This window comes from Paenarthrobacter sp. NyZ202 (genome assembly GCF_049860755.1).
In the GTDB taxonomy this organism is placed as follows: domain Bacteria; phylum Actinomycetota; class Actinomycetes; order Actinomycetales; family Micrococcaceae; genus Arthrobacter.
Map to the genome: position 1 here is coordinate 737,134 of NZ_CP187556.1, position 14,860 is coordinate 751,993.

12 protein-coding genes are annotated in these 14,860 nt (G+C 64.3%); 3 read left to right on the forward strand and 9 right to left on the reverse strand.

Translation table 11 applies throughout. From position 1 onward, the window contains the following. Nucleotide 1 precedes the first annotated feature (1 nt). The 7 genes from ACPFL9_RS03610 to ACPFL9_RS03640 all read right to left on the reverse strand — a co-directional run bounded on the left by ACPFL9_RS03610 (nucleotide 2) and on the right by ACPFL9_RS03640 (nucleotide 7,131). The gene (locus ACPFL9_RS03610; protein ID WP_426005898.1) at nucleotides 2-1,123 is read right to left on the reverse strand and encodes a Gfo/Idh/MocA family protein; all 1,122 of its coding nucleotides are present in this window, start codon (nucleotides 1,121-1,123) and stop codon (nucleotides 2-4) included. Then, nucleotides 1,120-1,896: a sugar phosphate isomerase/epimerase family protein gene (locus tag ACPFL9_RS03615; RefSeq protein WP_426005899.1), complete on the reverse strand. Its 777-nt coding sequence runs from the start codon at nucleotides 1,894-1,896 to the stop codon at nucleotides 1,120-1,122. The genes ACPFL9_RS03610 and ACPFL9_RS03615 overlap by 4 nt, the downstream gene beginning before the upstream one ends. A gap of 80 nt (nucleotides 1,897-1,976) precedes the next feature. After that, nucleotides 1,977-2,816 carry a carbohydrate ABC transporter permease gene (locus tag ACPFL9_RS03620; protein ID WP_426005900.1) on the reverse strand — a complete coding sequence of 280 codons (840 nt, stop codon included), beginning with the start codon at nucleotides 2,814-2,816 and terminating at the stop codon, nucleotides 1,977-1,979. Next, complete coding sequence (locus ACPFL9_RS03625) at nucleotides 2,809-3,822, reverse strand: carbohydrate ABC transporter permease (RefSeq protein ID WP_426005901.1); 1,014 nt, start codon at nucleotides 3,820-3,822, stop codon at nucleotides 2,809-2,811. The genes ACPFL9_RS03620 and ACPFL9_RS03625 overlap by 8 nt, the downstream gene beginning before the upstream one ends. 63 nt (nucleotides 3,823-3,885) lie before the next feature. Continuing rightward, complete coding sequence (locus tag ACPFL9_RS03630; RefSeq protein ID WP_426005902.1) at nucleotides 3,886-5,211, reverse strand: ABC transporter substrate-binding protein; 1,326 nt, start codon at nucleotides 5,209-5,211, stop codon at nucleotides 3,886-3,888. Nucleotides 5,212-5,254: 43 nt separating this feature from the next. Beyond that, nucleotides 5,255-6,394, reverse strand: coding sequence for a Gfo/Idh/MocA family protein (locus ACPFL9_RS03635; RefSeq protein WP_426005903.1), 1,140 nt, complete (start codon nucleotides 6,392-6,394; stop codon nucleotides 5,255-5,257). Beyond that, a complete protein-coding gene (locus tag ACPFL9_RS03640; protein WP_426005904.1) occupies nucleotides 6,391-7,131 on the reverse strand; it encodes a sugar phosphate isomerase/epimerase family protein in 741 nt (246 codons plus the stop codon). The genes ACPFL9_RS03635 and ACPFL9_RS03640 overlap by 4 nt, the downstream gene beginning before the upstream one ends. Nucleotides 7,132-7,313: 182 nt before the next feature. Here ACPFL9_RS03640 and ACPFL9_RS03645 point away from each other — a divergent pair, with 182 nt between their 5' ends. After that, nucleotides 7,314-8,534: an ROK family transcriptional regulator gene (locus ACPFL9_RS03645; protein ID WP_426005905.1), complete on the forward strand. Its 1,221-nt coding sequence runs from the start codon at nucleotides 7,314-7,316 to the stop codon at nucleotides 8,532-8,534. A gap of 86 nt (nucleotides 8,535-8,620) precedes the next feature. Then, nucleotides 8,621-9,817 (forward strand): CynX/NimT family MFS transporter, encoded by a 1,197-nt coding sequence (locus ACPFL9_RS03650; protein ID WP_426005906.1) that lies wholly within the window; start codon nucleotides 8,621-8,623, stop codon nucleotides 9,815-9,817. A gap of 228 nt (nucleotides 9,818-10,045) precedes the next feature. Here ACPFL9_RS03650 and aceB read toward each other — a convergent pair whose 3' ends face one another. Both aceB and aceA read right to left on the reverse strand, forming a co-directional pair. Continuing rightward, nucleotides 10,046-11,698, reverse strand: coding sequence for a malate synthase A (aceB, locus tag ACPFL9_RS03655; RefSeq protein ID WP_426005907.1), 1,653 nt, complete (start codon nucleotides 11,696-11,698; stop codon nucleotides 10,046-10,048). Between the two features lie 92 nt (nucleotides 11,699-11,790). After that, nucleotides 11,791-13,107 carry an isocitrate lyase gene (aceA, locus tag ACPFL9_RS03660; RefSeq protein ID WP_426005908.1) on the reverse strand — a complete coding sequence of 439 codons (1,317 nt, stop codon included), beginning with the start codon at nucleotides 13,105-13,107 and terminating at the stop codon, nucleotides 11,791-11,793. 151 nt (nucleotides 13,108-13,258) lie between these two features. Here aceA and ACPFL9_RS03665 point away from each other — a divergent pair, with 151 nt between their 5' ends. Next, entirely contained in the window at nucleotides 13,259-14,773 is a 1,515-nt protein-coding gene (locus tag ACPFL9_RS03665) for a helix-turn-helix domain-containing protein (protein ID WP_426005909.1), read from the forward strand. The last annotated feature ends 87 nt before the right edge of the window (nucleotides 14,774-14,860 follow it).

The window sequence follows — 14,860 nt, forward strand, 5'->3', positions numbered from 1 at the left end:
GTTAAAGCGTGGCTGTTGTGGGGTTCCAGTCCTCGGGAAGTGTTGCCGAGGAGGGGGCGTTGCTGGCGACTTCCACAAAGGTGCCCGATTCCACGGACTCGGCAATCGAGACCATGGTGTCCAGCACGTGGTACGCGAGCTCACCGGTGGCACGGTGGGGTTCTCCGGAGCGGAGGGAACGGGCCATGTCCAGCACACCCATGCCGCGGCCGTTGGCCGGGCCGGTGGCCGGGATGATTTCCGGTTCTTCTGCTCCGGGGCGCCAGAGCTTGAGGTCGCCGTCGAAGTAGTTCGGATCCGGCAGGGAAAGGGTCGCCTCCGAACCGGTGATTTCCACGAATCCCATCCGCTGGCGCGGGGACTCGAAGGAGAAGACGCTGTGGCTGGACTGCCCGCCTTCGAACTGCGCCATCGCGGACACATGCGTGGGCACCTCGACGGCGAACTCCTCACCTGCCTTGGGACCGGAACCGATGACGCGGGTGGCCTTGGCCGCTGACCCGACCGCGGCCACCTTCCGCACCGATCCGAAGGTCTGCACCAGGGCGGTCAAATAGTACGGCCCCATGTCGAACAACGGACCCGCGCCGTGCTGGAACAGGAACGCCGGATTCGGATGCCAGCTTTCGGGCCCGGGGGTCTGGAACGTGGTCATCCCGGTCAGCGGCGCGCCGATGTCGCCACGTTCGATGATCCGGCGCGCGGTCTGCAAGCCCGCGCCCAGGAACGTGTCCGGCGCCGTACCCAGGCGGATACCTGCGGCGTGCGCGGCCTTGAGCAGCCCCAGGCCGGATTCGCGGTCCAGGGAGATCGGCTTCTCCGTCCAGACATGCTTGCCGGCCTTGACTGCGGCCGTCGCGACCTCCACGTGCGCCGCCGGGATGGTCAGGTTGACGATGATTTCGACGTCGGGATGGTTCAGCGCCAGCTCCGGGGCGCCGAACTCCGCGATGCCGTATTCCTTGGCCCGCGCCTCGGCGGCCTCAACGAACAGGTCGGCGATGACATGGACCGTCAGGTCCGGGAACGTGGTGAGGTTATCAAGGTACTGCTTGGAGATATTGCCCGCGCCGATGACGGCAACGCCCACTGGGCCCTTGCGTGTGGATGGTGTGGTGGTCATGCCCGTGCCTCCCCGGAAGCGGTTCCTTCCGCGGCCTGTACGCTGGCTGCGGCCGTCAGGAACCTGAGGCTCTCGGCGATGCCTTCAAAGACATCCCCCGAGTAGTCGTCGAACTCAACAACTCCCACTTCCAGGGACGTGGCCGCAGCGATCACATCCAGCACCGGGATGGTTCCCTTTCCGGCCGGCTGCTGGGCCTTGGTATCCGTGGTGGCGGGTCCGTCCTTGATGTGGATGAGCCGCACCCGGTCACCCAGGCGGGTCAACAGTTCAACGGGGTCCTGCCCGCCGACGGCTACCCAATAGGTATCCACTTCCAGGACCACTTCGGGGTCCAGGAGGGTTTCGAAGTACTCCAGGGCAGTTTGTCCCTCGATGGTTGACTCCAGCTCCCAGGCGTGGTTGTGGTACCCCACGCGGATGCCGTATTCGGCGCCCTTCTTTGCGGCGGCGTTGAGCTTGGCCGCGGTGGACTGGATGTCTCCGGCGTCCTGCCAGTGCTCTGCCGGAAGGAATGGATCGATCACCGTGGTGATGCCCAGCTCTTTGGCGGCCGCGAAGATCTCATCCTGGTCCTGGCTGAGCAGCGGCGCGTGGCCGGAAGGGGCGGTGATGCCGTTCTCCTTCAGGGCCGCACCCAGCTCCGGCGCGAGGGCCACGAAGTTGTACGGCTCAACCTGGGTATAACCGATGTCTGCGACCCGCCGGATGGTGCCGGGCAGGTCTTCGGCAATCGCATCCCTCAGGGTGTAGAGCTGGAGTGAGTAGGACATGGGATTCCTTCCACGTAGCGCATCGTTGACAGTGATGCTGGACTGGTCAGGTTGCTGTGGTTCGTCACTTAACAGTCAACCTACTTCACTGCCCCGGAGGACAGACCTGCCACCAAATGTTTTTGGACCAGGATGAAACCAATCAGCACGGGAAGGCTGACCACCACGGAGGCAGCCATGAGCTGGTTCCAGAAAACGTCCGACTCGCTGGCATAGGCCTTGAGCCCCAAGGACAGTGTCTTGGTGGCTTCGTTCGTCAGGACCGATGCGAACAGCACTTCGCCCCACGCCGAGATGAACGAGTACACGGCCACGGCGATGATGCCGGGTTTGGCTACCGGCAGGATGACCCGGAACAGTGCACCCATCCGGCCGGTGCCGTCAATCATCGACGCCTCTTCCAGCTCCTTGGGAATGGAGGCGAAATATCCGCTCAGCATCCAGATCGCGAAAGGCAGCGTGAACGTCATGTAGGTGATGATGAGCCCCAGGTAGGAGCCCTGCAGCTGGAGGCCGGTCATGTTCCGGATCTGCGTGAAAATCAGGTACAGCGGCAGGAGGAACAGGATACCGGGGAACATCTGCGTGGAGAGGACCGTCAAGCTGAAGACACGCTTGCCCTTGAACGGCAGGCGGGCGATCGCGTAGGCGGCCAGGACGGCGACGGTCACGGAACAGGCGGTGGCGCAGATCGTGATGATGAGGCTGTTCTGGAAGTACTTCGCCAAGGGAACCGTGGTCCAGATATCCAGGTACGGGGCCAGGGTGATCTCGCGCGGAATCCACTGGAAGAGCCCGGCGACGTCCTTGAGCGGCTTGATCGAGGTGGACACCACTACATAGAGGGGGATTGCCACCCAGAGGGAGAGGACGGTCAGGACGATATTGCGCAGGATCCGGAATTTGCGGGTCTCAATCATTGTCGGCTCCCTTGGGCAGGACCATGCGGATGTAGAAGGCGGATGCGATGAACAGGGCAATCAGCAGCAGGACGCTCATGGCGCCGCCCAGGCCGAAGTTCCAGCTTCCAAAGGAGTTCTGGTAGATCAGCGGCGAGATCAGCGTGGCTTCCTTGGGTGATGATGCGCCGAACAGGACAAAGGGGATGTTGAACTGGTTGAACGTCCACAGGGACATCACCATGAGCAGCACGCCGTTGGCCGGGCGGACCATGGGCAAGGTGATGCTCTTGAACTGCTGCCACAGGCTGGCACCGTCGATCGCCGCGGCCTCGTAGACGTCGTTGGGGACGTTTTGCAGGGCAGCCATCAGCATCAGGAACGCGAAGGGCCAGAGCTGCCACACGTTCACCACCACCATGGCGCCGAAGGAGTTCTCGCCCAGCAGCCAGAACGGGCGTTCGTCGCCGAACAGGCGGAAGGTGTCCACCAGGATCTGGTTCACTGCGCCGTCGCGCTGGTTGAACATGAAGGCCCAGGCAATGGTTCCCACATAGGCCGGAAGTGCGTACGGGACCAGGAAGAAGGTCCGCAGCAGTCCGCGGCCCTTGAAGTTGGAGGAAAGGAAGACCGCGCCGGCCATGCCGAGCACCCACGAGCAGCCAACCACCAGCACGGTGTAGCCCAGCGTGCGGCCTACCGTGCCGAAGAATGCCTGGCCGATGGTGCTGTCCGGATTCAGTCCGTTGATGAAGTTCTGCAGCCCTACGAAGGGGGCGTTGAGCCAGTTGGTCAGGTTGAGCTGGGTCAGGGAAATGAAGGCGATCCAGATGCCCAGGAGCATCGGTCCGATGTGGATCAGAAGTTCGAGGACCGCCGCGGGGGCGATCAGGCCGTAGGGGAGGAAGGAACGGCGGCGCTTGCGGACCACCGGTGTGCCGGCCGCCTTGGATGGGCCGGGCTCAGGATCGTGCGCAGCCGGGCTGCCTGCAGCGGCTGGTCCGCTGTCCAATGCTGAATGTGACATGGAAACTCCTTGGCCGGAGCGGGGGTGCCGTGTTCCGGTGGCACCCCCGCCCGCTGGGCCTGGTTACTGGGCCGCGGCCATCTGGTTGTTGGCGTCCTTGAGGGCCGCCCGGATGTCGTCCTCGGAAACAGTTCCGGTAGCGGCCTTGGCAAAGAGGTTCTTGATGGCCGTGCCGGTCAGGGTTTCCATCTGTCCCTCTTTGGCAATGAGGGGCATGGGCAGGGAGTGGTTGGCCAGCGCGTCGTTCTTGGCCTTGACTTCGTCGGTCTGGAAAGCGGCGTCTGTGGACGCAGCCGTCACCACCGGGAGGGAGGAGTAGGCCTTGTTGAGGGCTACCTGCTCTTCGTCGCTGGTAAGGAAGCCGGCCAGCTTGATGGCGTTCGCCTTGTTGTCGCTGTTCTTGAAGACGCTGAGATTGATTCCGGCTACGTGGCTCTGCGTGGCCCGGTCGCCGGTGGCGTCGGCGGTCATCATCGGGACCGGAGCTACGCCCCAGTCCTTGAAATCGCGTGCAGCGAAGTTCTTCAACGGGCTTTGGTCGAACATCATGGCGGCCTTGCCGTTGATGAGGTTGTCCACCTTTTGGCTGCCCTGGCTAAGTTCAGCGTCCGACGGCGACATCACCTTGTGCGTGGCCATCAGGTCCACGAACTGCTTGACGCCTTCAACCTGGGGGTCGCTGTCAAAGGTCGGCTTGCCTTCGGAGTCGAACAGGGTGCCGCCGTTCTGCAGGCCACGGACGAAGGCCTGGTGCGAGTTGGCGGACACCGAAGCGCCCGCCGCGGTGAAGCCCCACTGGTCCGGCTTGCCATCGCCGTTGGTGTCCTTGGTCAGCTTCTTGGCAGTCTCGACGAATTCGTCCCAGGTGGTGGGGGCCTTCTCGATGCCGGCTTCCTTGAACATCTTCGTGTTGTAGTACATGTTGTAGGCCAGGCCGTAGAGCGGGACCGACGTGGGGGTCTTGCCCTCGGCGCCACCGGTGGACCAGCTGGTCTTCAGGAAGCGGTCCTTGCCTCCCACGGCTTCCAGCAGTTCCCCTTCCACCGGCTCAAAGGCTCCGGTCTCCTGCAGCGTCACGGCCCAGGTGTTGCCGATGTTGAGGACGTCCGGGCCATCGCCGCTGGTCACCGCGGTGAGGATGCGGTTGTAGAGGTCCGTCCAGCTGATCACTTCCAGCTGGACCTTGACGCCGGTCTTCTCGGTGAAGCGGTCCAGCGACGGCTTCAACTTGGCGGCGGTGTCGTCAAGGCTGTTGCCCTGGTCCGATGCCCAGTAGGTGATGGTGTCGCTGCTTGCCTGCGGGCTGCTGCCGCCGCCACAGGCACTGAGCGTGAGGGCCATGGCGGTTGTCGCAGCCAGGGCAGAGAGTACTTTCAAGGGATTTTTCATGGTGCTCCGGTTTTCTCGTCGTCGAGCTGGCACAGATGGTGGGTCAGGACAGTGTTGAAGCGGTGGGGTCCCAGTCCTCGGGCAGGGCAGGGACCTTGGATGCGGAACTCTCCACATCCACGAACGCGCGGTTGTCGATCGACTCCGAGATGGACGCCATGGTGTCGAGGATGTGGTAAGCCAGCTCTCCCTGGGCCCGGTGTTCGCGGCCTTCACGGATGGCCCGGGCCATCTCCAGCACACCGGCACCGCGGCTTGCCGTGGATCCGACCGAGGGGACCACCGTCCAGTCGTCCGATCCCAAAGCGCAGATGCGGACATCGCCGTCGAAGTTGTTCGGGTCCGGGAAGGCGATAGTGGCCTCTGATCCGGTGATTTCCACGAAGCCGGCGCGCTTGAGGGGGGAGTCGAAGCTGAAAATGCTCTGCGCCGATTCGCCGTTCTCAAACTGCAGGATGGAGCTGACGTGCGTGGGTACGGTGACGTCAAAGACTTCCCCGGCCTTGGGGCCGGAGCCGATGACGCGGGTTTCGCGCGACTTCGAACCGAAAGCGGCTACCCGGCGGATGCTGCCGAACGTCTGCACCAGAGTGGTCAGGTAGTAGGGGCCAATGTCGAACAGCGGACCCGCGCCGTCCTGGAACAGGAAGGCCGGGTTCGGGTGCCAGGACTCGGGACCCGGGGACTGCATGAGGGTCAGGGCGGTCAGCGGGGTGCCGATGTCGCCGCGTTCGATCATCCGGCGGGCTGTCTGCAGGCCGGCTCCCAGGAAAGTGTCCGGCGCGCAGCCCAGCCGGACGCCCGCGGCGTCGGCCGCTTTCAGCAGGCCGATTCCGCTTTCGCGGTCCAGGGAGAAGGGCTTTTCGCTCCAGACGTGCTTGCCGGCGTTCACGGCCTGGGTGGCTACCTCCACGTGGGCAGCCGGGATGGTCAGATTGATGACGATCTCGACGTCGGGGTTCCCCAGTACCGCTTCAATGCCGCCGTGGTGGGGGATGCCGTACTCGGCAGCCCGGCTTGCCGCCGCCTCTTCGAAGAGGTCGGCGATTGCCACCACCCTGACATCGGGAAAGCTGGTGAGGTTGTCGAGGTACTGCTTGCTGATGACGCCTGCCCCGATGATGCCAACGCCAACGGGACCCGCTCCCTGGGCTTCCAAGGCCGCACCTGCTGCGTGGCTCATGCGGACACCTTCCCGGCGGAGAGGTAGTTGTAGCTGTCCTGGACGGCCTGGAACATGTCGCCCTGGAAGTCGTCCAGTTCCACAACGCCTGCTTCCAGGGAGGTGGCTGCGGCCAGGACGTCCTGGATGGCCATCTTTCCGTCGCCTACGGCGAGTTGGGCGGAGGGGTCCGGAGTGAGGGGTCCGTCCTTGATATGGATGAACTTGACCCTGTCTCCGAGCCGCGCCAGGAGTTGTGCCGGGTCCTGCCCGCCGACTGCGGCCCAGTAAGTGTCGAGCTCCAGGATGACGTCCGGATCCAGGTGGTCCGCCAGGTGTTCCAGGGCGGTTTTGTCATCGATGACCGACTCAACTTCCCACCAGTGGTTGTGGTAGCCCACCCGGACGCCGTAACCGGCACCCTTCCTGGCTGCTTCGTTCAACTGCCGGGCCGTTTCCTTGATGTCCTCGATCGTGTTCCAGCGCTCGATCGGCACGTGCGGATCGATGACGGTGCCGATTCCCAGATCCTGCGCAGCGGCGAAGATGGCGTCCTGGTCGTCGCTGAGCAGAGGGGCATGGCCGGACGGGGCGGTGAGGTTGTTTGCCGCCAGCGCCTGCTTGAGCTCGGCGGCCTTGGCGACAAAGCGGTAGGGCTCAACCATGGTGAAGCCGATGTCCGCCAGCCGGCGGATGGTTCCAGCGAGATCCTCTTCAAGGGCCTTTCGGACCGTGTAGAGCTGGATCGAATATGACACTGTCTCTCCTCGTCGTTGTGGAATGAGGGTGATTCATAGGGGTGATGCGCGGCATTGATGCGCGTGATGTGGTGCTGCTCACAACCTATGGGGACTTTTGTCGAGCGTCAAGCAAAAGGTGAAAATTAATCGACATACTTTTGGTGCATGACACTCATAAGCAATCGTGCTTCACTAAGTCCATGACCTCAGCCCCGGGTACCCAGGCCGGAAAAGATGCGGCCGCGCCGGAAGCCGCGAATCTCTCGCGTGCCGGGGATCTCTTCCAACTGCTTCGGGACGGCCAGGCCCGCACCCGCGCCGAACTCGCGCTGACCACCGGCCTCGCCCGCTCCACCGTCGCCTCCCGCATTGATGCCCTCATCAGCTCCGGACTGGTGGGCCCCGCAGGTGAGGCCAGCTCCAGCGGCGGCAGGCCGCCGTCGCGCTTCGCCTTCAACCCGGCAGCCCGCGTGGTCCTGGCCGTCGACGTCGGGGCCACCCACGTGATCGTCGCTGTGACGGACCTCGGCGGCAGCATCCTCGCTGAGCGCCGCCTGAAGCAGGACGTCTCAGACGGTCCGGAAGCAGTCCTGGGCCGCGTCATCTCTGCGGGCAAGGAACTGCTGGCCGAGACCGGCCGCCACCCGGGCGACCTCGCCGGGATCGGCATCGGACTTCCCGGACCGGTGGAACATGACACCGGGCGTCCGGTGAAGCCGCCCATCATGCCGGGGTGGGACGGGTTCGACGTCGTCCCTTACGTCCAGCGCTCACTGCCCGTTCCGGTGCTGGTGGACAACGACGTCAACATCATGGCGCTTGGTGAACGTACCGCCTACTGGCCGGACCACCGCAACTTCCTGTTCGTCAAAGTGGCCACGGGCATTGGTGCGGGCATCATCAGCAACGGCGAACTGCAGCGCGGAGCCAATGGAACCGCGGGCGACCTCGGGCACGTCCGTGTCCCGCGCGGCGACGACGTCCTCTGCCGCTGCGGCAACTACGGGTGCCTTGAAGCGCTCGCCTCAGGTCCCGCCGTCGCCGGTCAACTCAAGGCACAAGGGCTGGAAGCCGCCACGGGTTCCGACGTCCTGCGGCTCGTCGACGAAGGAAACCTGCAAGCCATCCAGGCTTTGCGCCAGGCGGGGCGGGACGTCGGCGATGTCCTGGCCACGGTGGTGAACCTGCTTAATCCCTCCATGATCATCATCGGCGGCAGCGTGGGGGAGGCCGGCGAACACCTGGTGGCAGGGATCCGCGAGGTGGTCTACCGGCGTTCACTGCCGCTGGCCACCACGCACCTGCGGATCGGCATCTCCATGGCGGGCGATCGTTCCGCGATCCTCGGTGCGAGCCAGATGGTCACGCAGCATGTGTTGTCGCCGGCCGTGATCGAAGCCACGCTGCAGGCCGCCGGATAAGACCGGGCTCCGGCGCTTTCCAGGTGCGCAGGCGTGATAGCAATGAAGGTGATGAAAACGCTTCCTGCTCCAGTCCTGCCTCCCCGATGAGTCAATTCCTTGCCAAAGTCCCGCGGAGCTGGTTGATCCTTGCCTGCATCGGCCTTATTGCCCTGAACATGCGCGGACCGTTCGTGGCGGTGGCGCCCGTGGTGGAGTCCCTGCGGCGGGATCTTGGCTTTTCGCCCGTGGAACTGGGATTGCTGACCGGCATCCCGGTGCTTTGCTTCTCGCTGGCCTCGCCGCTGGCATCCTTGGCCGGGCGTCGTTTCGGGGCCGAGTTCGCCGTGATGCTGACGTTGCTGGGTGTGCTGGCCGGCGTCGTTATCCGGTCCAGCGGCGGTGGTGTTCCCGTGATGGTGGGCACCGTCCTGATCGGGGTAGCCATCACGATCGGCAACATCGCCGTCCCGCTGATCATCCGGCGCGACTTTGCGCCGCGCCGGCAGGCCACGGCCATGGGTGTCTACACGGCTGCGCTCAACATCGGTTCCTTCCTCACATCGGTAGCCACGGCGCCCTTGGCCGAACTGGTGGGGTGGCGGTTGTCTCTGGCTGCAAGCGCGTTGCTGGCACTGGCTGCGATCGTGTTCTGGATACCCACCGTGGGAGCGCGCCGGGCGCTTGTCCCGGCACCCGTTCCACCTCCGGCGCCTGCACCCCCCGGAAAGACCCGCGGCGTGGCCTGGCTGGTGGCGGGATTGACCATCGGGTTCGCGGGCCAGGCGTTCTCCTACTACGGGGTCACCGCGTGGCTGCCGAGCTTCCTGTCTGACGAACTCGCCATGGGGACCGCCGAGGCCGGAGCGGGATCGTCGCTGTTCCAGATCTTCGCGATTGTGGGTGGTCTGGGCGTGCCGCTGCTGGCCCGCTTTTCCAGCACGACGACGGTCGCGGTCACCTTGAGTGCGTTGTGGTTGACGGTTCCCGTTGGCCTGTTGTTGGCCCCGGGCTGGTGGTGGCTATGGTCCTCCCTGGGCGGCATTGCCCAGGGTGGTGGTATCACGGTCATCTTCATCGCCGTCATCAAGTTCGCGCACTCGCAGGCGGCTGCCGGGAAGATGTCGGCCGTGGTGCAGGGTGTGGGCTATTGCTTTGCGGCACTGGCTCCGACCATTGTGGGCTACGTGCATGACGCTTCCGGCGGCTGGACTGTTCCCTTGCTGGTGATCCTTGGTTCGGTGCTGGCTTTCTGCGTCTGCACAACACTGTCCGTCCGCTGGGTTTCCCGCCAAGGAAGGTGAGCCGCCACGCGGGGTGAGCCAGCCGCGCGGGCCGTGTGCCGCCGTCGTACGCACCCAAGTAGGTCGCAGTTAAGCGCGTTTTGACGGCTCAAAACGCGCTTAACTGCGACCTGGTTGGGTGAGGTTTCCGGTGCTGGGCTGCCTTCCCCGGCCTTCGGGGTCACTTGTTGCGAAGAGTGCAGGCAGCCCAGCGTCGGGGCTTTGTGTTTCCTGGACAATCGCCAGGGGCTAGGCGGCGACCAGTTCTTCTTCCGTTGCCTCTTCCTTGGCCTCGGTGAGGAAGCGGGCGTAGGCGGGGATGGTCAGGAACGTCGGGAATTCCTCGGTGAGGGTGACCTCTTCGAAGATGCTGCGGGCGTCTGCGAAGCGGTCTCCATCGAAGCGTTCCAGGCGGGCGAACTCTTCGTCCAGCATGTCCTGGACCCATTCGCGGGTAATGATGTCTCCGTGCTCGGTGATCGCGAGGGAGTGGATCCACTGCCAAAGCTGGGAGCGGGAGATCTCCGCGGTGGCGGCGTCTTCCATGAGGTTGTGGATGGCCACGGCCCCGTTGCCCCTCAGCCAGGACTCGATGTAGCGGATGCCTACTTCGATGTTCAGGCGGACGCCGGCCTCGGTGATAGAGCCCTCGGTGGTGGAGATGTCGATCAGGGCGCGGTCATCGGGCGTGACGTCCTCGCGGCTTCGGTCCAGCTGGTTCGGCTTCTCCCCAAGTACTGCGTCGAAGACTTCGCGGCACACCGGAACCAGGTCCGGGTGGGCCACCCATGAGCCGTCGAAACCGTCGTTGGCTTCGCGGGTCTTGTCCGCGCGGACCTTCTCGAAGGAAGCTGCGTTGGCGGCCTCGTCCTTCCGGTTCGGAACCGCTGCTGCCATGCCCCCGATTGCCATGGCTCCGCGGCGGTGGCAGGCCCGGACCAGCTGCTCGGTGTAGGCACGCATGAACGGTTGGGTCATGGTGACCTGGCCCCGGTCCGGGAGCACGAAGCGCGGGCCACGGATCCGGAAGTTCTTGATCAGGGAGAAGATGTAGTCCCAGCGGCCGGCATTCAACCCGGAAGCGTGGTCGCGGAGTTCGTACAGGATTTCTTCCATCTCAAAGGCGGCCGTGATGGTTTCGATCAGCACGGTGGCGCGGATGGTGCCCTGCGGGATGCCGAGCAGGTCCTGGGCCAGGATGAAGATGTCGTTCCACAACCGTGCCTCGAGGTGGTTCTCGATCTTGGGCAGGTAGAAGTAGGGACCCTTGCCCTGGGCCAGGAGGCGGCGGGCGTTGTGGAAGAAGTACAGGCCGAAGTCCACAATTCCGCCGGCGATCGGTTTGCCGTCGATCAGCAGGTGCTTCTCCGGCAGGTGCCAGCCACGCGGACGGACCACGATGGTGGGGAGGTCCTCGGCGGCCTTGAGTTTGTACTCCTTGCCCTCCGGGGAGGTGAAGTCGATGCGGCGTTCCAAGGCATCGGTCAGGTTCAGTTGGCCCTGGATGACGTTGCGCCATGTCGGCGTGGAGGAGTCCTCCATGTCGGCCAGCCAGACCTTCGCGCCGGAGTTCAGGGCGTTGATGGTCATCTTTTTGTCCACGGGACCCGTGATCTCCACGCGGCGGTCCTCCAGGCCCGGAGCCGGGGGAGCCACACGCCAGGACGGGTCGTTGCGGATGCCCTCGGTCTGCGGCAGGAAACGGGGATCCTGGCCACTCGAAATGGCGTTGCGCCGTGCGTGCCGTGCCTGCATCAGCTCCTGGCGGCGGTCAGCAGTGGCCCGGTGCAGCTTGCCGACGAACTCAAGCGCATCCGGCGTAAGGACCTCGTTCTGCCGTGAAATGGGCTGCGCGGTCAGGGTGATCCCGTTGATAGTGAAGTTGTCGGTGAAGCTGTTCATCTGATTTATCCCTTCGGGGACCAACTGGGTCGCAGTTGTGCGCGTTATGACGGCTCAAAACGCGCACAACTGCGACTTAGTTGGGAAAGTTGTTAGTGGAATTGGCCTTCTTCGGTGGATCCCACCAGGGCCAGGGTGGATGCGTTCGGGTTGAGCGCGGTGGCGATGTCGTCGAAGTAGCCGGTGCCGACTTCGCGCTGGTGCTTGGTGGCGGTGTAGCCGCGGGATTCGGAGGCGAATTCCTTTTCCTGGAGCTCGACGTAGGCGCTCATGCCTTCACGGGCGTAACCGTGGGCGAGGTCGAACATCGAGTAGTTCAGGGCGTGGAAGCCGGCCAGGGTGATGAACTGGAAGGTGAAGCCCATGGCGCCGAGTTCGCGCTGGAACTTCGCGATCGTGGCGTCGTCCAGGTGCTTGCGCCAGTTGAAGGACGGGGAGCAGTTGTAGGAAAGCATCTGGTCCGGGAACTCGGCCTTGACGGCTTCGGCGAACTTGCGGGCCAGTTCCAGGTCCGGGGTGCCCGTTTCCATCCAGATCAGGTCGGAGTAGGGGGCGTAGGCCTTGGCGCGGGCGATGCAGGGTTCGATCCCGTTGCGGACCTTGTAGAAGCCCTCGGCCGTACGCTCACCGGTGATGAATTCGCGGTCGCGCTCGTCCACGTCGGAAGTGATCAGGGTTGCGGCCTCGGCGTCGGTGCGGGCGATCACGACAGTCGGGGTACCGGCGACGTCGGCTGCCAGACGGGCTGCGTTCAGGGTCCGGATGTGCTGCTGGGTGGGGATCAGGACCTTGCCGCCCAGGTGACCGCACTTCTTCTCGGAAGCGAGCTGGTCTTCCCAGTGAACGCCCGAGGCACCTGCGGTGATCATGGATTTCATGAGCTCGTAGGCGTTAAGCGGGCCCCCGAAACCGGCTTCGGCGTCGGCGACGATCGGGACCAGCCAGTCCTCGACCGTCTTGATGCCCTCGGCGTATTCGATCTGGTCTGCTCGGAGCAGGGCGTTGTTGATGCGGCGGACAACCTGCGGAACCGAGTTGGCCGGGTACAGGGACTGGTCCGGGTAGGTGTGGCCCGAAAGGTTGGCATCAGCGGCCACCTGCCAACCGGACAGGTAGATGGCGCGCAGCCCGGCCTTGACCTGCTGCACGGCCTGGTTGCCGGTCAGCGCACCCAACGCGTTGGTGTAACCACCGGTGGGTGCTTCCTCCGTGAGCTGCTTCCACAGCTTCTCCGAACCACGGCGGGCCAGGGTGTGCTCTTCGGAGACGCGGCCGCGGAGGCGGACGACGTCGGTGGCCGAGTAATCACGGGTGACGCCCTCCCAGCGCGGGTTGGCGGACCATTCAAGTTCCAGCGCGGCTGCCTGCTGTTCAGCGGTCTGTTCGGCTGGTTCAAACGATGCGGTCATTGCATGTCTCCTCATATGGCGGGGCTCCCGGGCCGGCCTCCGCTGCGTCATTGCTGCTTCGGCCGGCTTGCCCGGGGTCTGTGTTTCTTTTTCGTGAGAACTACTTTTCTGCACTTTCAAGAGGCTTTCCAGAGGAAAGGCATGGAAAGAAATGCAGTTCTTCGCGTATCCTCAAGAAATGTCGCCTGTGAGCTGGAATCGCGAAGTCGCGTCGCCGTCGTCGTCCCCTGCGTCCCCTGAACTGGACGTCATCAGCCTTGGCCGCCGCGTGCGCCATTTGCGCAAGCAAGCAGGCCTGACGCTCGATGACTTGAGTGCCGCCGTCGGGACCGCGCCAAGCCAGCTGAGCCTGATCGAAAACGGCAAGCGCGAGCCCAAGTTGGGTCTGCTGCAGCAGTTGGCTGCGTCCCTCAATGTGAGCATCGACCAGTTGCTGGGGGCGGAGCCGCCCAGCCGTCGTGCGGCCCTGGAAATCGAGCTGGAACGGTACCAGCGGGGACCGCTCTACGAGTCGCTGAACCTGCCGAAAATCCGCATCAGCTCGCGGCTTCCGCTGGAGGTGCTGGAGTCGCAGGTGGGGCTGCTTCAGGAGCTCGAACGCAAGCTTAATGAGCAAGCCGCGACGCCGGAAGAAGCCCGCCGCGCGAACGGCGAGTTGCGTGCCATGATGCGCGAGCGCGGCAACTATTTCCCCGAGTATGAGGCCGAGGCACAGAAGGTCCTCAAGGGCGTCGGCTACACCACGGGTCCGCTGAGCCAGCACGTCATTGCGGACATCGCCGAGAACCTCGGTTTTTCGCTTCACCATGTGGGTGACCTGCCGCATTCCACGCGGTCCGTGACGGATTTGAAGAACCGCAGAATTTATCTGACACAGAACCAGAGGCAGGACCACGACCCCCGCTCGGTGCTCCTCCAAGCGCTGGGGCACTATGTCCTGGGGCACGAAACTCCGCGGAACTACGGCGACTTCCTGGCGCAGCGTGTGGCCACCAATTACTTCGCGGCGGCCTTGTTGCTGCCCGAGCACGCCACGGTGGAGTTCCTGCAAAAGGCCAAGGCGGCCAAGGAAATCGCGGTGGAGGACATTCGCGATGCCTTCGCCGTGTCATACGAAACCGCCGCGCACCGCTTCACCAACCTGGCTACCAAGCACCTGGGCATCACCACGCACTTCCAGAAGACCCACCAGTCCGGCATCATCTACAAGGCCTACGAGAACGACGGCGTGACGTTCCCGCAAGATCACACCGGCGCCATCGAGGGGCAGCCCTCATGCAAGGCCTGGACGTCACGGGCTGTGTTCGACGTCCCGGACAAGTTCAGCGCCTACAGCCAGTACACGGATACGCCGTCCGGGACGTACTGGTGCACTGCCCGCACCGAGCGGTCGGCTACCGGGGAGTTCTCGCTCAGCATTGGCGTGCCGTACCAGCACGTGAAGTGGTTCCGCGGACGCGAGACCACTGCCCGCGCTACCTCGAACTGCCCGGATCCGAATTGCTGCAAGCGCCCGCCCGAGGCTTTGGCGAATGAGTGGGCCGGAAACGCGTGGCCCTCTGCCCGGGCGCATTCCCACCTGCTCGCTGCCATGCCTCCGGGCGCCTTCCCCGGCGTGGACGAGACTGAGGTGTACTCCTTCCTGGCGGCCCACTCGGGGCGCTGACCTCCCCCCTCCCAACCCTCTATCACGGATCGGCCTCTTTTCCGGATCGCTCTCTCACATTCCGGCAACATTCGTCCATCCCTCTTC

What these genes read in the sequence shown, in the direction of transcription:
- ACPFL9_RS03635 (WP_426005903.1), bottom strand. Translation starts at nt 6,394, where the DNA reads ATGAGCCACGCAGCAGGTGCGGCCTTGGAAGCCCAGGGAGCGGGTCCC.
- aceB (WP_426005907.1), bottom strand. Translation starts at nt 11,698, where the DNA reads ATGAACAGCTTCACCGACAACTTCACTATCAACGGGATCACCCTGACC.
- ACPFL9_RS03665 (WP_426005909.1), top strand. Translation starts at nt 13,259, where the DNA reads ATGCAGTTCTTCGCGTATCCTCAAGAAATGTCGCCTGTGAGCTGGAAT.
- ACPFL9_RS03645 (WP_426005905.1), top strand. Translation starts at nt 7,314, where the DNA reads ATGACCTCAGCCCCGGGTACCCAGGCCGGAAAAGATGCGGCCGCGCCG.
- ACPFL9_RS03650 (WP_426005906.1), top strand. Translation starts at nt 8,621, where the DNA reads ATGAGTCAATTCCTTGCCAAAGTCCCGCGGAGCTGGTTGATCCTTGCC.
- ACPFL9_RS03610 (WP_426005898.1), bottom strand. Translation starts at nt 1,123, where the DNA reads ATGACCACCACACCATCCACACGCAAGGGCCCAGTGGGCGTTGCCGTC.
- aceA (WP_426005908.1), bottom strand. Translation starts at nt 13,107, where the DNA reads ATGACCGCATCGTTTGAACCAGCCGAACAGACCGCTGAACAGCAGGCA.
- ACPFL9_RS03620 (WP_426005900.1), bottom strand. Translation starts at nt 2,816, where the DNA reads ATGATTGAGACCCGCAAATTCCGGATCCTGCGCAATATCGTCCTGACC.
- ACPFL9_RS03625 (WP_426005901.1), bottom strand. Translation starts at nt 3,822, where the DNA reads ATGTCACATTCAGCATTGGACAGCGGACCAGCCGCTGCAGGCAGCCCG.
- ACPFL9_RS03630 (WP_426005902.1), bottom strand. Translation starts at nt 5,211, where the DNA reads ATGAAAAATCCCTTGAAAGTACTCTCTGCCCTGGCTGCGACAACCGCC.
- ACPFL9_RS03615 (WP_426005899.1), bottom strand. Translation starts at nt 1,896, where the DNA reads ATGTCCTACTCACTCCAGCTCTACACCCTGAGGGATGCGATTGCCGAA.